At 67.3% G+C, this 14,987-nt stretch carries 12 protein-coding genes and 2 tRNA genes; 7 read left to right on the plus strand and 7 right to left on the minus strand.

Translation table 11 applies throughout. The features are described from left to right. Window positions 1-12: 12 nt before the first annotated feature. The 5 genes from glmU (at window position 13) to JS531_RS00510 (ending at window position 5,886) form a co-directional block, all read left to right on the plus strand. On the plus strand, window positions 13-1,404 hold the full coding sequence (gene glmU, locus JS531_RS00490; RefSeq protein WP_214311140.1) for a bifunctional UDP-N-acetylglucosamine diphosphorylase/glucosamine-1-phosphate N-acetyltransferase GlmU: 1,392 nt from the start codon (window positions 13-15) through the stop codon (window positions 1,402-1,404). 136 nt (window positions 1,405-1,540) lie between these two features. Further along, window positions 1,541-1,924, plus strand: a complete 384-nt coding sequence (gene rsfS, locus JS531_RS00495; RefSeq protein ID WP_214311142.1) for a ribosome silencing factor — start codon at window positions 1,541-1,543, stop codon at window positions 1,922-1,924. Then, on the plus strand, window positions 1,921-2,631 hold the full coding sequence (locus JS531_RS00500; RefSeq protein ID WP_214311144.1) for a histidine phosphatase family protein: 711 nt from the start codon (window positions 1,921-1,923) through the stop codon (window positions 2,629-2,631). Before rsfS ends, JS531_RS00500 begins: the two co-directional genes overlap by 4 nt. A gap of 205 nt (window positions 2,632-2,836) precedes the next feature. Continuing rightward, the gene (gene pta, locus JS531_RS00505; protein ID WP_214311146.1) at window positions 2,837-4,507 is read left to right on the plus strand and encodes a phosphate acetyltransferase; all 1,671 of its coding nucleotides are present in this window, start codon (window positions 2,837-2,839) and stop codon (window positions 4,505-4,507) included. Between the two features lie 149 nt (window positions 4,508-4,656). After that, window positions 4,657-5,886 (plus strand): acetate kinase, encoded by a 1,230-nt coding sequence (locus JS531_RS00510; protein ID WP_214311148.1) that lies wholly within the window; start codon window positions 4,657-4,659, stop codon window positions 5,884-5,886. Between the two features lie 153 nt (window positions 5,887-6,039). Here JS531_RS00510 and JS531_RS00515 read toward each other — a convergent pair whose 3' ends face one another. From JS531_RS00515 to JS531_RS00525, 3 genes are all read right to left on the minus strand, one after another. After that, window positions 6,040-7,428 carry a 3-phosphoshikimate 1-carboxyvinyltransferase gene (locus JS531_RS00515; RefSeq protein ID WP_214311150.1) on the minus strand — a complete coding sequence of 463 codons (1,389 nt, stop codon included), beginning with the start codon at window positions 7,426-7,428 and terminating at the stop codon, window positions 6,040-6,042. A gap of 79 nt (window positions 7,429-7,507) precedes the next feature. Beyond that, window positions 7,508-8,500, minus strand: coding sequence for a hypothetical protein (locus JS531_RS00520; RefSeq protein WP_214311152.1), 993 nt, complete (start codon window positions 8,498-8,500; stop codon window positions 7,508-7,510). Between the two features lie 186 nt (window positions 8,501-8,686). After that, the gene (locus JS531_RS00525) at window positions 8,687-9,964 is read right to left on the minus strand and encodes an ABC transporter permease (RefSeq protein ID WP_214311154.1); all 1,278 of its coding nucleotides are present in this window, start codon (window positions 9,962-9,964) and stop codon (window positions 8,687-8,689) included. Between the two features lie 159 nt (window positions 9,965-10,123). On the opposite strand from JS531_RS00525, the gene JS531_RS00530 reads away from it, so the two are divergent. After that, window positions 10,124-10,197, plus strand: a tRNA-Pro gene (locus JS531_RS00530). Between the two features lie 132 nt (window positions 10,198-10,329). After that, window positions 10,330-10,878, plus strand: a complete 549-nt coding sequence (locus tag JS531_RS00535) for a type 1 glutamine amidotransferase domain-containing protein (protein ID WP_214311156.1) — start codon at window positions 10,330-10,332, stop codon at window positions 10,876-10,878. 129 nt (window positions 10,879-11,007) lie between these two features. Here the strand turns inward: JS531_RS00535 and JS531_RS00540 are convergent. The 4 genes from JS531_RS00540 to JS531_RS00555 all read right to left on the minus strand — a co-directional run bounded on the left by JS531_RS00540 (window position 11,008) and on the right by JS531_RS00555 (window position 14,984). Continuing rightward, window positions 11,008-11,095: transfer RNA gene (locus JS531_RS00540), tRNA-Leu, on the minus strand. A gap of 109 nt (window positions 11,096-11,204) precedes the next feature. Continuing rightward, entirely contained in the window at window positions 11,205-13,346 is a 2,142-nt protein-coding gene (glgX, locus tag JS531_RS00545; protein WP_214311627.1) for a glycogen debranching protein GlgX, read from the minus strand. A gap of 70 nt (window positions 13,347-13,416) precedes the next feature. Next, window positions 13,417-14,070 carry an NUDIX hydrolase gene (locus JS531_RS00550; RefSeq protein ID WP_214311158.1) on the minus strand — a complete coding sequence of 218 codons (654 nt, stop codon included), beginning with the start codon at window positions 14,068-14,070 and terminating at the stop codon, window positions 13,417-13,419. Then, complete coding sequence (locus tag JS531_RS00555; protein ID WP_214311160.1) at window positions 14,067-14,984, minus strand: Nif3-like dinuclear metal center hexameric protein; 918 nt, start codon at window positions 14,982-14,984, stop codon at window positions 14,067-14,069. Before JS531_RS00555 ends, JS531_RS00550 begins: the two co-directional genes overlap by 4 nt. Window positions 14,985-14,987 lie beyond the last annotated feature (3 nt).

Consider the following 14,987-nt stretch of genomic DNA (forward strand, 5'->3'; position numbering starts at 1 on the left):
AACGACACACATATGGCATCCTCGGCAGTGACAGCCGCAATCATCCTCGCCGCGGGCGAGGGCACCCGCATGCGTTCGAACAAGCCCAAGGTGCTGCACACCTTCGCGGGGCGCACCTTCCTCAACCGTGTGATGGACTCGGTCAGGGCCCTCGACCCGGACACGCTCGCCGTGGTCGTGCACTTCCAGGCGGAGCGCGTGTCCGAGGCGGCACGCAGCTACGACCCGGACGTGACCATCGTCAACCAGGACGACATCCCCGGCACCGGCCGCGCCGTCCAGTGCGCCATGGCGCAGCTGACGCAGCACGGGCCGATCAGCGGCCCCGTGCTCATCGCCGCCTCGGACATGCCGCTGCTCGACGCGCGCACGCTGCGCAGCCTCATCGACTTCCACAACACCTCCGGCGACGGCGCCACGGTGCTCACCACCGTGCTCGACGACCCCACCGGCTACGGCCGCATCATCCGCGACCGCGAGGGCGACGTGCTGCGCATCGTCGAGCAGAAGGACGCGAACCGCAGCGAACTGGCCGTGCAGGAGGTGAACACGTCGGTGTACGTGTTCGACGCCGAACTGCTCACCCGCGCCATCGCCGACCTCAAGTCCAACAACGCGCAGGGCGAGTTCTACCTCACCGACGCGCTGGAGACCGCCCGCGCCAACGGCAAGGTCGGCGCGTTCACCGCGCCCGACCCCCTGAGCGTCGAGGGCGTCAACGACCGCGTGCAGCTCGCGGCGCTCGCCAAGGCGCACAACCGCCGCGTGTGCGAGGCGTGGATGCGCGACGGCGTCACGATCCTCGACCCGGACACCACGTGGATCGAGGACGACGTCGAGATCGGACGCGACGCCGTCATCCTGCCCGGCACCTTCCTGCAGGGCCATACCGTCATCGGCGAGAACGCCGTCGTCGGACCGTACAGCACGCTCATCGACGCGGTCGTCGACGCGGACGCCGTCGTCGAACGCTCCCGCGTGCAGGAGTCCCACATCGGCCGCGCCACCAACATCGGCCCGTGGACGTACCTGCGCCCGGGCAACGAGTTCGGCGAGGAGGCGAAGGCCGGCGCGTTCGTCGAAATGAAGAAGGCGCACATCGGCAACGGCACGAAGGTGCCGCACCTGAGCTACATGGGCGACGCCACGCTCGGCGACCACACGAACATCGGCGGCGGCACCATCACCGCCAACTACGACGGCGTGCACAAGAACAAGACGCATATCGGCGCGGGCTGCCACGTCGGTGCCGGCAACCTGTTCGTCGCGCCCGTCGAGGTCGGCGACAACGTGACCACGGGCGCCGGTTCCGTGGTGCGCCACGCCGTGCCGGACGACACGATGGTCTACTCAGAGAACACGCAGCACAACGTCGAGGGCTGGAAGCCCGCCTGGGAGCGCTGACCGCCGCCCGGCGTCCTCTCTCCTCTCTCCCCTCCTCCCCACCTCCGCGGCCGTGCGTCCGTCCGGACGGTCCGACGCACGGCCTCCCCACGAGCACCCACGAGACACCACAAGACAAGACACCACAAGGAGCCACATGCCCGCTTTGCAGTCATCCATCGACGACATCCGCATCGCCGCCGAGGCGGCCGACCGCGTCAAGGCCACCGACATCGTCGCCTTCGACGTGACCGGACCGCTCGGCATCACCGACGTCATGATGATCGCCGGCGCCTCCAACGAGCGCCAGGTGCTCGGCGTCGCCGAGGAGATCGAAAAGGACCTCTACCTCAAGTGCGGCGGCCGCAAGCCGCGCCAGCGCGAGGGACTGACCGAAGGCCAGTGGGTGCTGCTCGACTACGGCGACTACGTGATCCACGTCATGCAGGAGGAGTCGCGCGAATTCTACGGTCTGGAGCGTCTGTGGCGCGACTGCCCGCAGATCGACCTGGAGCTCGAGCATCCGGAAAGCGTGCGATGATGCGCCACGTCCGTTCCATCTTCCTGATCCGCCACGGCCGCACCTCGTACAACGCCGCGCACCGTCTGCAGGGACAGGTCGACATCCCACTCGACGCCGTGGGCGAATGGCAGGTCCGCCGGACCGCGGAGGCCCTCAAATCGCTGTACGTGGACCAGCGTCCCGGCGTGACGGACCGTCTCATCGTCTGCTCCGACCTCTCCCGCGCACACGCCACCGCGCAGGCGTTCGCCGACGTGCTCGGCGGCGCGGCCGCCGGAGTCGAGGTGCATGACGACGCCCGCGTGCGCGAGCGCAGCTTCGGCGATTGGGACGGGCATGCAGTCTCCGAGCTCGCCGAACGCTACCCGGAGGACTTCCGCTCGTGGATGCGCCATACGGGCGGCGAGCTCAAGTACGGCGCCGAACCGAAGGAGCATGTGGGCGAGCGCGGCGTGGAGGCGCTGCTCGACTGGTCCACGCGCGCAGGCGACGACACCGACCTGTACATGTTCTCGCACGGCGCGTGGATCTCGCAGACCGTGCAGACGCTGCTCGGCCTGTCCGGCGTGGATCCGACGTTCGCGTCCGTCGTCTCGATGCGCAACGCGCACTGGGTGCGCCTGTCCCCCATGGACCTGTCCGACGACGAGGTGCGCTGGCGGCTTGTGGACTACAACCACGGACCGGCCGAGGCGGACACCCCGGAATGGGAGCGCGAACGCTGATCCGGCGACACGCGCGCCCGCCGTCACCCCATGCATAACGCCCGTCGGGATCCCCGGCGGGCGTTTTGCATGGTTTGCCTGTTTTTGCACGCCTGGGACCCTTCACGGGAAAGAACCGGCAACAATTCACGGCACCGGCGACGAACGTCGTTAGAATGAGTGATGGTCCCACTTTCAGTGTTGCTATCAAAGGAGACAAGACATCGTGACCGTCACCCGTGTATACATCGCCAGCCCGGAGGGCGCCAACGGACGCAACGTCGTCGCCTACGGCGTCCTCAACGCGCTGACCTCCAAGTACAAGACGATGGTGTTCCGTCCCGCCGTGTCCAACCACGACGACTTCACCCCGATCCTGCTGTCCGCCTCGAACGCCGGTCTCGGCGTGGCGCTGTCCACCGGCCTCGACGTGCACACGGTCCGCGCGGACAAGGACACGGCCCGCGGCGACATCGTCGGCCGGTTCAACGACGCGCTCGACGTCTCCCGCGCCGAGGCCGCGCTCATCGTCGGCACGGACAAGTCGCACGTCAACGACCCGACCTCCTACGAGTTCAACGCGAACGTCGCCGCCGACCTGCAGGCCGGCGTGTTCCTGGCCGTGTGCACCATCGACCGTTGGCCGCATGAGCTGGACGAGACTGTGAAGCTGTCCATCGAGGGCGTCGAGGCCGCCGGCAACAAGGTGCTGGGCATCTTCGTGACGGGCTGCGAGCCCCGCCACGCCGTCTCCGTCAAGGAGACGCTCGCCAAGTACGGCCTGCCGGTCTGGACGATCCCGCAGGTCCCGTTCACCGACGAGACCACCAAGGACCTCGCCCTGGAGACGTTCCGCCGCAACGCGCCCACCGAGCAGGTGCTCGCCGCGCTCGACGCGGACATCGAGCCGCCGGTCACCCCGTACGCGTTCCAGTACGGCCTGCTCGGCAAGGCGAAGGGCAACAAGAAGACCATCGTCCTGCCGGAGGGCGAGGAGGACCGCATCATCAAGGCGGCCGACTTCCTGCTCGAACGTGAGATCGTCAACCTCATCATCGTGGGCGACAGGGACGCGATCCTCGCCCGCGGCCGCGAACTGGGGCTCAAGTACCTCGAGCGCGCCCGCTTCCAGGCCAAGGACGACGAGAACATCCTCAAGCCCATGGTGGCGAAGCTGTGCGAGCTGAGAGCGAAGAAGGGCATGACCGAGGAGCAGGCCCGCAAGCAGCTGGCCGACGCCAGCTACTTCGGCACGATGCTCGTCGTGCTCGGCTACGCCGACGGCCTCGTCTCCGGCTCCGTCAACTCCACCGCCAACACGGTGCGCCCCGCCCTGCAGGTCATCAAGACGAAGCCCGGCCAGAAGCTCGTCTCCGGCGCGTTCCTCATGTGCTTCAAGAATCATGTGGCCGTGTTCGCCGACTGCGCCATCAACCTCAACCCGGACGCCGAGCAGCTTTCCGAGATCGCGCTGCAGTCCGCCGAGACCGCCCGGGCGTTCGGCATCGAGCCGAAGGTGGGCATGCTCTCCTATTCCACGCTCGGCTCCGGCAAGGGCCCGGACGTGGACGTCGTCGAGGAGGCCACCCGCCTGCTCAAGGAGAAGGCGCCGGACCTGCCGGTCGTCGGCTCCATCCAGTTCGACGCCGCATGGTCGCCCACCGTGGCCGCCACCAAGGCCAAGGGCGATCCGGTCGCCGGACATGTCAACGTGTTCGTGTTCCCGGACCTGTGCGCCGGCAACATCGGCTACAAGGCGGTGCAGCGCTCCTCCGGGGCGCTGGCCATCGGCCCGGTGCTCCAGGGCCTCAACAAGCCGGTCAACGACCTGTCGCGAGGCGCCCTCGTGCAGGACATCATCAACACGATCGCCCTGACCGCCATCGAGGCGCAGTAAGGCCGGTTCCCGTCGTGCCGTCCCGTGCCGTCCCCCGATGCGCCCGCATCGGGGGACGGCACGTCTTTGTAGCAAGCAACGAGTAATCTAATCACGGTAGCCCGCCGTCTTGAAGCGGGACAGACGAATCACAATGGAGGATGCCCACAATGGCGAAAACCGTCCTTGTCATCAATTCCGGCTCCAGCTCGATCAAGTACCAGCTGGTCGACCTCGAAACCGGCGAAGGCCTGGCTTCCGGCCTCGTCGAGAAGATCGGCGAGCCGATCGACGGCCACTACAAGCACGAGTACAACGGCGAGAAGCACGAGCTCGAGGAGCCGATCCACGATCACGAGCAGGGTCTGAAGCGCGTCCTCGGCTTCTTCGAGGAGTACGGCCCGAAGCTGTCCGACGCGGGCATCGTGGCCGTGGGCCACCGCGTGGTCCAGGGCGGCTCCCTCTTCCCGAAGCCGGCCCTCGTCACCGACAAGACCATCAACCAGGTCAAGGATCTGGCCGTCCTCGCCCCGCTGCACAACGGCCCGGAGGCCAAGGGCGCCGAGGTCATGCGCTCCCTGCTGCCGGACGTGCCGCAGATCTTCGTGTTCGACTCCTCCTTCTTCTTCCAGCTGCCGAAGGCCGCCAGCACCTACGCGCTGAACAAGGAGATCGCCGACCAGTACCACATCCGCCGCTACGGCGCCCACGGCACCTCCCACGAGTTCATCTCCTCCGTGGTGCCCGAGGTCGTCGGCAAGCCGGCCGAAGGCCTCAAGCAGATCGTCCTGCACATCGGCAACGGCGCCTCCGCCTCCGCCGAGATCTCCGGCAAGCCGGTCGAGACCTCCATGGGTCTGACCCCGCTCGAGGGCCTCGTCATGGGCGGCCGCACCGGCGACATCGACCCGGCCGTCGTCTTCCACCTCATCCGCAACGCCCACATGAACGTCGACGAGCTCGACGCCCTGTTCAACAAGCGTTCCGGCATGATGGGCATGACCGGCTTCGGCGACCTGCGCGAGGTCCACCGTCTGGTGGCCGAGGGCAACGAGGACGCCAAGCTGGCCCTCGACGTCTACGTGCACCGCATCGTGAGCTACATCGGCAACTACACCTACCAGATGGGCGGCTGCGATGTCATCACCTTCACCGCCGGCGTCGGCGAGAACGACGACATCGTGCGCAAGATGGTGTGCGACAAGCTCGCCCCGTTCGGCGTGAAGCTCGACGAGGAGAAGAACGCGAAGCGCTCCAAGGAGCCGCGCGTCATCTCCACCCCGGATTCCTCCGTGGTCATCGCCGTGATCCCGACCAACGAGGAGCTGGCCATCGCCCGCAAGTCCGCCGCGATCGCGGAGGCCGGCGAGGACACCTACGGCAACACGTTCACCAAGTGAGTCCGATGGGACCGTCCCGTCGCCTGATAGGCGACCGGACATGAACGAAGGCCGGGCACCGACATCGTCGGTGCCCGGCCTTCGTCGTCGTTGCGGGCGCGCCCTCGTCGTCTCGCCGCCGCGGGCGCGCTCTCGATCGCCGAAGCGACCCGGTCAGCGTTCCAGCAGCCTCGTCCACATGCCCACGAAGTCCGGCAGCGTCTTGCGCGTGGTCTCCACGTCCACGACGTGCACGCCCGGCACGGACAGTCCGATCATGGCGGCGAACGTGGCCATGCGATGATCGGCGTAGGATTCCATCACCGCGCCGTGCAGCTCCGCGCGCGGCACCGGCGTGATCTCGATGCCGTCCTCGAGTTCGCGCGCCGCGCCGCCGATGCGCGTGATCTCGGCGACGAGCGCGGCCAGACGGTTCGTCTCGTGCCCGCGCAGGTGCCCGATGCCGATCATGCGCGTGGGCGCGTCCGCGAAGACGAGGATGGCGGCCAGCGAGGGGGCGATCTCCCCGGCGGCGGTCAGGTCGAAGTCGCCGAGGCCGTGGATGGTGCCGTCGGACGTGACCTGGCAGGTGCGTACGCCATCCTCCTCGGGGAAGGTGACGGTCGCGCCCATCCGTTCGAGATATCCGGGCAGAAGGCCGCCCGGCTGTGTGGTGGAGGCGGGCCAGTGGGGCACGCGCACGGTGCCGCCGGCGATGAGCGCCGCGCCGAGGAACGGCGCCGCGTTCGACAGGTCCGGTTCGACGACGACCCGTCCGGGCAGCTGGAGGTCGGCGTGCGCCGCCGTCCATGTGCGCGCGTCCTCGTCGGCGTCGACGTGTCCGCCGGCGGCGGCGACGTCGGCGACGGTCATGCGGATGTGCGGCAGGCTCGGCGTCTTCTCCCCCGTGTGCGTGAGGGTAAGGCCGCCGGGCAGTCTCGAGGCGATGAGCAGCAGTCCGGAGATGAACTGCGACGACTGCGACGAGTCGATGGCGACGTGCGCCTGTCGCGGCGCTCCCTCGCCGTCCGTCGAGGCATCCGTCGCGTCCGTCCCGTCGTCCCCACGGTCGTGCCGCGGCGGCGTGACGCTGAACGGCAGGAATCCCTCCTCGCCGTGGTACGTGATGGTGGCGCCCAGCTGTTCGAGTCCGTCCAGTACCGGCTTCATCGGACGCGCGTACGCCTGCTCGTCGCCGTCGAAGCGGACGACGTCGTCGGCGAGGAGGGCGAGTCCGGGCACGAACCGCATCACCGTTCCGGCGAGACCGCAGTAGACGTCAACGTTGCCGTGGAAGCGGCCGTCCGCGGGCGGTGTGACGGTGACCGTGGTGTCGTCGTCGGAATCGGGCGTGCAGGTGACGCCGAGCGCTTCGAGCGCCCCCATCATCAGTTCGGTGTCGCGCGACCGCAGCAGGCCGACGAGGGTGACGGGCTTCGTGCCCAACGCCGCCAGCATGAGATACCGGTTCGACAGCGATTTGCTGCCCGGGATGGTCACGGTGGAGTCAAGGGGGCCGTCCGCCTTCGGCGCGGCCCATAGGGAGTTCATGGTATCGCTCATGCCACCCATCGTATCGGGACGGGCGTGCGGAGGGCGCCATGACGTCCAGAACCGTCCGGCAAGGTGCCGGTCGTGGGAATCAGTGCTTGGACTTCTCCTCGTACCCCTGCTTGAGCACGGTGTTGAGCTTCTTGAGCAGCGCCGTGGGGTCGGCGTTGTCGCGCGCCTGCCGGAGCTTGTCGCTGAAGTCGGTCAGCGCGCCGCTCGACAGGTCGAGGTCGACGAGCTGGGAGGAGAGGTCCTGGAGCTGCTGGAGTTGCGAGGAGCCGGAGGACAGGGAGGACGCGTTGCCGATGCCCTTCATCTGGTTGATGATGTCGGTCATGGAGCTCAGGTTGGAGGCCATGGTGTCGGCCAGGTCGGTGACCACCTTGGCGGGCGCCTTGTTGAGGGTCTTCACGGACTCCCCGCAGGCGCTGATGTACTGCTCGTACTGGGAGGTGAAGTCGTCGTCGTAGATGGTGGCGCTGGGCGTGGCGTTGCAGACGGACAGCGCATCGGAGAGCGGCTTGGCGGAGTCGGCGAGATTCGTGGCGAGGTCCACGAAATGCAACGCCTGACGGGAGTACGCGTCGTACGCGTCCGCGACGTTCTGGTCCCGCATGGCGCGTTCGCTCCCGAACGCCTTCACCGCCTTGCGCAGGGCCACGGCCTTCTGCTTGAGCGCGACGGCCTTGTCGGCGTCATACGAGCCGTCCTGCGCGTACAGGAACGACAACGCGTCATCCACCGCCGTGGAGGCGGCGACGTACTTCTTCTGCAGGGCGGAGGTCTGGCTGGTGCCTGCCGAATAGTCGGCGGCGCGGACGGCGGAGAACGGACGGACCACGATGACGCCGGCGACCACGGCCACCACGACGATGACGGCGATGACGGCCCCCACCACCCACGGCAGCGGCGGACGCCTGCGCGGCAGGTCGACCGGGGCGACGAGCTCGTCGAAATCGGGGACGTACAGACGGGAGCCCGGACCCGCATCGGGGGTCTCCTCCACGGACGTCGTCTCCCCATCGGGCATGCCGGAACGCCACTCGTCGGATTCGAAGGCGGACGGCGACTTCACGTCGGTCATACGATCTCCCTACTGCCTCATCGTACGTGTGCGGAACCGACGGACCACCCGCGCGGAGGGCACCGACGTGCGCCCGCGGTCTCCCGTCCGTCGTCAACGAAACAAACCACCGTCAAGGATAGGCGACGGGAATGACCGGCGGATGTCATGGGCGGACGGCGCCGACGGCGGCCGTCCCGTTCGCCGTCACCGGTCGGAGGCGATGCGCGATTCCGGCAGCGGCTCCGTCGTACGGCCCGCAGCCCGGACCGTTCCACGGACGTCCGACGCCGCGTCCGCCACATCCCGGACATCCGTGGCGGACGGCCCCCCGACGTCGGCGGGCGCGGGGCCTCCCCCGACCTGCGCGTGCGCGAGCTCCATGGCCACACGGTCCGCCTCGATGGCGGCGATCTGCCGGGAGAACACGATGAACCAGCCCAGGAACAGCATGCCGGCGAGCGCCTCCACGTTGGTGAGCGTGTTGCGGCCGAGCATCATGTTCCCCCAGAACACGGCGCACAGCAGGGCCGCCAGGTCCGAGCCGACCATGACGACCCTGCTGATGCGCGGCGCAAGCCACGGCAGCAGCAGGAACAGGGCGAGCATGACGAACGGCAGTCCCTTGGCGAACACGTTGTGCAGCAGGTTGTGGGGCGTGTAGCGGAACGCGCCGATGCCGATGAAGCAGATGCCGGAAAGCGTGAGCAGCACGCTGAGGATGACGATGCGCGCGGCGAAGTGCGGGATGTCGTAGCCGCGGTTCGGATCGTCACGCGTGCGGTCATGCCACAGGCGCATGAGCCGTTCGATGGTGAGCAGTTCGGAGACGGCGAAGTAGCTGACGATGATGACGCACACGCCGGCGAGCATGAGCGTGGAGTTGAACATGGTCGCGGCGAACGTGGTGCGGTCGCCCAACTGGGAGAAGTTGTTGTGATACCAGTACGGGTCGTCGGTGGTCAGGCCCGCCACGCTCACGCCGGACACCACGAAGAACGGCAGCAGGGAGGCGAGCGTCTTGGCGCTCATCATCTGCGCCTGCACGAACGTCATGTATCCCACCATGCCGGCGAACGCGGCGCACACGGACGACATGTAGCCGGCGAACAGGGTGCCCATCACCGCGTTGATGGCGGCGAGCAGCGCGAACGTGGAAAGGAACGTGGTGGCCGCGTACACGGTGGACAACGCGAGCGTCTCGATGATGCGGCGGATGGGGGCGAACCACCCGTTCCTCAGTGTCATGGAACGGGAATTGCTGATGTAACCGATGCAGAAGGACAGGACGGCGCATCCGGCCACGATGCCGGCGCAGACGGTGAAGCGCCGCTGGGAGACCTGCCAGATGGCGGACGCGTATTCCAGATAGAGGTTCATGCCGGTCGCACCGGCGAACGCGCAGAGGATGAACGCGATGAGGCCGCCGGTTTCGGCGCGCTGGTGGCGTCCCATGACCATGCGTTCCGCCATGCGTTCCGCCATGCGTTCCATCGGTTGTCCGCCTCTTCCGTCGTTTCGTCGTCGTGCCGCGCCGACGTGCCGTGCCGTCGTTCCGTGGCGCCGTTCCGTGGCGCCGTTCCGTGGCGTCGCGGCCACCTGTATTGTACAATGGCTGATTGTGCCTGCGCGATGCCGGCACGACGGGCCATAGCGCAGCTTGGTAGCGCGCCTGCTTTGGGAGCAGGATGTCGCGGGTTCAAATCCCGCTGGCCCGACCTGTATTGCAGAGGTCCCGCATCCGAACGGATGCGGGACCTCTGCCGTATGTGACGCCGATTCCGCCCGGGCCCGTTCGGACGCGGCATAATGGAGACGCATCAGCGAACATCGTCGTCAAGGAGGAACCCATGGCAGTGGAGAATGCCAAGGTGCTGATCATCGTGAACAACTGGGGCATCGAGGAGACGGAACTGACCCGCCCGCTGCGCGACCTGAAGGCCGCGGGCGCCGAGGTCACGCTCGCCGCCACCACGCTCGACCCGTGCGAGACCGTGGAGCACGACCGCTACGAGGGCGAGACGCTCACGCCGGACACGCGCCTGTCCGACGTGCAGGCCGCCGACTATGACCTGCTTGTCGTGCCCGGCGGCACCTGCAACGTCGACCGCATCCGCGTGAACGAGGACGCGATCGCGCTCGCCCAGGAGTTCGCGCACGAAGGCAAGCCGATCGCCGCGATCTGCCACGGCGCATGGCTGCTCGTCAACGCGGGGCTCATCGCTGGCAAGACCGCGTCGCCGTGCCGCTACATCGCCGCGGACATCGAGAACGCGGGCGGCAGGTACGTCGACAGGCCGCTGACCGTCGACGACGCGAACGGTTGGCGTCTCATCACCTCGCGTAAGCCCGACGACCTCGACGACTTCGTCGGCGGCATCAAGGACGCGCTCGCCTGACGGGCCGTATGCCGGCCGCCGGCGTGGAATGGGCGTCGCCACCCGCCGGTGGCAATTCCACGCACGGATATGGCGAGGATATGACGAAAGACCCCGTGGCTCCCTTCGGAACCACGGGGTCTCAATTTGTGCCCGAGACGGGACTTGAACCCGTACGCCTGTTAAAAATAGGCACTAGCACCTCAAGCTAGCGCGTCTACCATTCCGCCACCCGGGCAGGTGTCGCTGAGGCAACGAGTGAGTACATTACCACAGCTTCGGCCGACGTCAAACCGGTGACACGCCGATGGCGTCGGCTCGGACGCGCCGCCGACGCCATCCGGCCGTCAGAAGTTGCGAGGCTGCTCCGGCTTCTGTGCACTCATGAGCAGCATGAAGCTGCGCGACTGCGCGGTGATGGAGAAGCCCGCCTCATAGTTGAGCACGGGGCCCTTGGGGTTGTGCGTATCCACGATGAGCTTCCACTTGTGCCCGTAGTGCTCGTCGGGCAGCGTGAACTGGATGGGCTCGTAGTGCGCGTTGAAGATGAGGATGAAGTCGTTGTCGACCATCGGGTTGCCGTAGTAGTCGAGCTCGGGGATGTCGGAGCCGTTGAGGTACACCATCATCGAGAACGCGTGCGTGTTCTGCCAGTCGGCCATGTCCATGATGGAGCCGGTGTGGTCGAACCATTCGACCTGCGGGATCTTCTCGGGGCCGTCGCCCTGCTCGCGTCCGGAGAAGAAGCGGCGCCGGTGGAGCACCGGATGCTCGAGACGCAGGTGGATGAGCTTGGAGACGAACTCGAGCATGTCCTTGCGGTCGCCGTCGAGGTCCCAGTCGGTCCAGGAGATCTCGTTGTCTTGGCAGTAGGCGTTGTTGTTGCCCTGCTGCGTGCGCTCCACCTCGTCGCCGCCGCAGATCATGGGGATGCCCTGGCTGACCAGCAGCGTGGAGAACATGTTGCGCATCTGGCGCTGGCGCAGGTCGTTGACGTCGGGGATCCTGGTGGGACCCTCCACGCCGCAGTTCCACGAACGGTTGTTGCTTTCGCCGTCGCGGTTGCCTTCGCCGTTGGCGTCGTTGTGCTTGCCGTTGTAGGAGACGAGGTCGTTCATCGTGAAACCGTCGTGCGCGGTGATGAAGTTGACCGAGGCCACCGGTCGGCGTCCGTTCATCTGGTACAGGTCGGACGAGCCCATGAGGCGCGAGGCGAATTCAGGCAGCGTGGACGGCTGCGAGCGCCAGAAATCACGCACGGTGTCGCGGTAGCGTCCGTTCCATTCGGACCAGCTGGAGGGGAAGCCGCCCACCTGGTAGCCGCCGGAGCCGAGGTCCCAGGGCTCGGCGATGAGCTTGACGCGGCTGATAATCGGGTCCTGTTCGACGATGTCGAAGAACGCGGAGAGTTTGTCGACCTCCTGGAACTGGCGGGCCAGGGTGGCGGCCAGATCGAAGCGGAACCCGTCGACGTGCATCTCGGACACCCAGTAGCGCAGCGAGTCGGTGATGAGCTGCAGCGCGTGCGGCGAGCGCATGAGCAGGGAGTTGCCGGTGCCGGTGGTGTCGAAGTAGTGCCGCTGGTCGTTGTCGACGAGACGGTAGTAGGCGCGGTTGTCGATGCCCTTGAAGCTCAGCGTGGGGCCCATGTGGTTGCCTTCGGCGGTGTGGTTGTACACCACGTCGAGGATGACCTCCATGCCGGCCTGGTGATAGGCCTTGACCATCGACTTGAACTCGTTGACCTGCTGTCCCTGCTCCCCCGCCGACGAGTACGCGTTGTGCGGCGCGAAGAACCCGATGGTGTTGTAGCCCCAGTAGTTCGACAGTCCCTTCTCCTGGAGGAACGAGTCGTTGACGAACTGGTGGATCGGCATGAGCTCGATGGCGGTCACGCCGAGCTTCTTGAGGTATTCGATGACCGTCGGGTAGGCGAGGCCCGCGTAGGTGCCGCGGATGTCCGGCGGCACGTCCTTGTTGAGGTTGGTCATGCCGCGCACGTGCGCCTCGTAGATCACGGAATCGTGGTAGGGGATGCGCGGATGCTGGTCGTTGCCCCAGTCGAAGTAGGGGTTGACCACCACGGACTTCATGGTGTGGGGGGCGGAGTCGAGGTCGTTGATGATGCCGGTGTCGTCCGGTGAGGAGAACCGGTAGGAGAACAGGCTCTCGTCGCCGTCGATGTTGCCTTCGATGGCCTTGGCGTAGGGGTCGAGCAGGAGCTTGGCAGGGTTGCAGCGCAGACCCTGGTCGGGGTCGTAGGGGCCGTGCACGCGGTAGCCGTAGCGCTGTCCGGGCTGGATGCCCGGGATGTAGTTGTGCCAGATGTAGGAGTTCTGCTCGGTCATCCGGATGCGCGTCTCGTTGTCGTCCTCGTCGAACAGGCACAATTCCACGCTGTCGGCCACTTGGGAGAACAGGGCGAAGTTCACGCCGGCGCCGTCGTAGCTGGCGCCGAACGGATAGGTTAGACCTGGTCGTATCTGCATGTTCACCAGTATCGCACCTCCATATGTGCGGATTCGTATTGTTGCATGAATTTTGGGTATCGGTTCGCCGTCATGCGGCGTTACGGGCGAGCCGTCTGATGGTCTCGTGCTGGATGGCGATGATCGAGTTGGATGCGGTGACGCGCGTCGCCGTGAGCGTGTCCCAGTCCACCCATGCGGATTCGACGTGCTCGTCGGGGTCGAACCGTCGCGGCACGCTCGTCCACGCGTCGAGGTGGATGACCATGATGTGCGCGAGTTCGTCGGTCATGCCCTCGGACGAGTAGTAGTCGCCGACGTGGTCGATGCGCATGGCCTGCGGGTCCGCGGGCGTCACGCCGGTCTCCTCGGCGAGTTCGCGCAGGGCCGCCTGCCGGACGGTCTCGCCGTCGTCCATGAGCCCCGCGGGAAGGCCGTAGGCGTAGATGTCACTGCCGGCCCGGTATTCGCGTTCGATGAGGTACCGGTCCGTGGCGACGTCGTGCACGAGCATGACGACGCAGGGCGCGTGGCGGAGCACCTGGCGTCTGATGCGCGTCAGTCCGCCGTCGTTGCGTGTCAGACCGATGGTCATGTCGTCGACGTGGAAGATGGCGCCACGGTACACCTCGCGACTGTCGAGCACGATGGCGGGCACGTCCATGTCGATGCCGTCGGAGCTGGCGTCGAGGGTGCGAGGGACCGCGTCCGTCCCGTCGTGTCGCGCCGGTCCGCGCCCGCTCATGCGCGCCCCTCCCCCGTCGCGTCGTCGTGGATGGCGAACGTCCACGGATCGGTGTTGCGGCGTATCCAGTTGACGTCCGGCCGTACGCCGGTCGCCTGTTCGACGGCGTCGACGACGTCGTCGACGGCGTACCGGAACCACATCGATTCGATGGCCGAGTGCGGCGTGTTGACGAACATCGGCCGGACGGCGGCGTCGCCGTGTCCGAGCGCGACGCCCTCGCCCCGCATCCGCGCCTCGTACCGCGCCTGTTCGATGGCGTCGGTGACGGGATGGTGTCTCAGGTCGCTGGTCACGTACACGTCGGCGCCGCTGGCGCGTACGTCGTCGAACATGGAGTCGCCGGATCCGGGCAGCACGGCCACGGTGCGGACCTGCGCGTCGGGGTCGCCGCACGCCTGCACGCCGAGCGCGGTGGCGATGGGCAGCGCGTCGTACACGCGCCGCGCGAACGCGGCGAACGTGACCGGTTCCGCGAGCCGGCCCACGCGGCCCAATCCCACGGCGTGCGGCGCCGTGTCGTCGGCGATGGGCACGAGCGGGCGCGTGTCGGTCAGGCCGAAGCCGTCGGCGGCCGCCTCGGCGACGCCGCGCACCGCGGCGTCGGCGTTGGTGTGTCCCACCCACAGGGCGCATCCGGCGCGGTTGAGCCGGTTCACGATGTCGCCGCGCGGCCCCAGACCGGACACCTGGTGCACGGAGCGGAAGAACAGCGGATGGTGGGTGACGAGCAGGTCGGCTCCCCACCGGATCGCCTCGTCGACGACGCCGATGGTGGGGTCGGCGGCGAACGCGATCCGCGTGACGGGCCGCGTGAGGTCGCCCACGATGAGGCCGGGTTCGTCCCATTCCTCGGCGTACCGCAGCGGGTACAGCGTCTGGAGGACGTCGACGACCTGGTTGAGGTTCGGCATGGG

It is taken from the genome of Bifidobacterium sp. CP2, assembly GCF_018555635.1.
Classification (GTDB): Bacteria; Actinomycetota; Actinomycetes; order Actinomycetales; family Bifidobacteriaceae; genus Bifidobacterium; species Bifidobacterium saguinibicoloris.

What these genes read in the sequence shown, in the direction of transcription:
- glmU (WP_214311140.1), top strand. Translation starts at nt 13, where the DNA reads ATGGCATCCTCGGCAGTGACAGCCGCAATCATCCTCGCCGCGGGCGAG.
- rsfS (WP_214311142.1), top strand. Translation starts at nt 1,541, where the DNA reads ATGCCCGCTTTGCAGTCATCCATCGACGACATCCGCATCGCCGCCGAG.
- JS531_RS00500 (WP_214311144.1), top strand. Translation starts at nt 1,921, where the DNA reads ATGATGCGCCACGTCCGTTCCATCTTCCTGATCCGCCACGGCCGCACC.
- JS531_RS00510 (WP_214311148.1), top strand. Translation starts at nt 4,657, where the DNA reads ATGGCGAAAACCGTCCTTGTCATCAATTCCGGCTCCAGCTCGATCAAG.
- JS531_RS00515 (WP_214311150.1), bottom strand. Translation starts at nt 7,428, where the DNA reads ATGAGCGATACCATGAACTCCCTATGGGCCGCGCCGAAGGCGGACGGC.
- JS531_RS00520 (WP_214311152.1), bottom strand. Translation starts at nt 8,500, where the DNA reads ATGACCGACGTGAAGTCGCCGTCCGCCTTCGAATCCGACGAGTGGCGT.
- JS531_RS00525 (WP_214311154.1), bottom strand. Translation starts at nt 9,964, where the DNA reads ATGGCGGAACGCATGGCGGAACGCATGGTCATGGGACGCCACCAGCGC.
- JS531_RS00535 (WP_214311156.1), top strand. Translation starts at nt 10,330, where the DNA reads ATGGCAGTGGAGAATGCCAAGGTGCTGATCATCGTGAACAACTGGGGC.
- glgX (WP_214311627.1), bottom strand. Translation starts at nt 13,346, where the DNA reads ATGCAGATACGACCAGGTCTAACCTATCCGTTCGGCGCCAGCTACGAC.
- JS531_RS00550 (WP_214311158.1), bottom strand. Translation starts at nt 14,070, where the DNA reads ATGAGCGGGCGCGGACCGGCGCGACACGACGGGACGGACGCGGTCCCT.
- JS531_RS00555 (WP_214311160.1), bottom strand. Translation starts at nt 14,984, where the DNA reads ATGCCGAACCTCAACCAGGTCGTCGACGTCCTCCAGACGCTGTACCCG.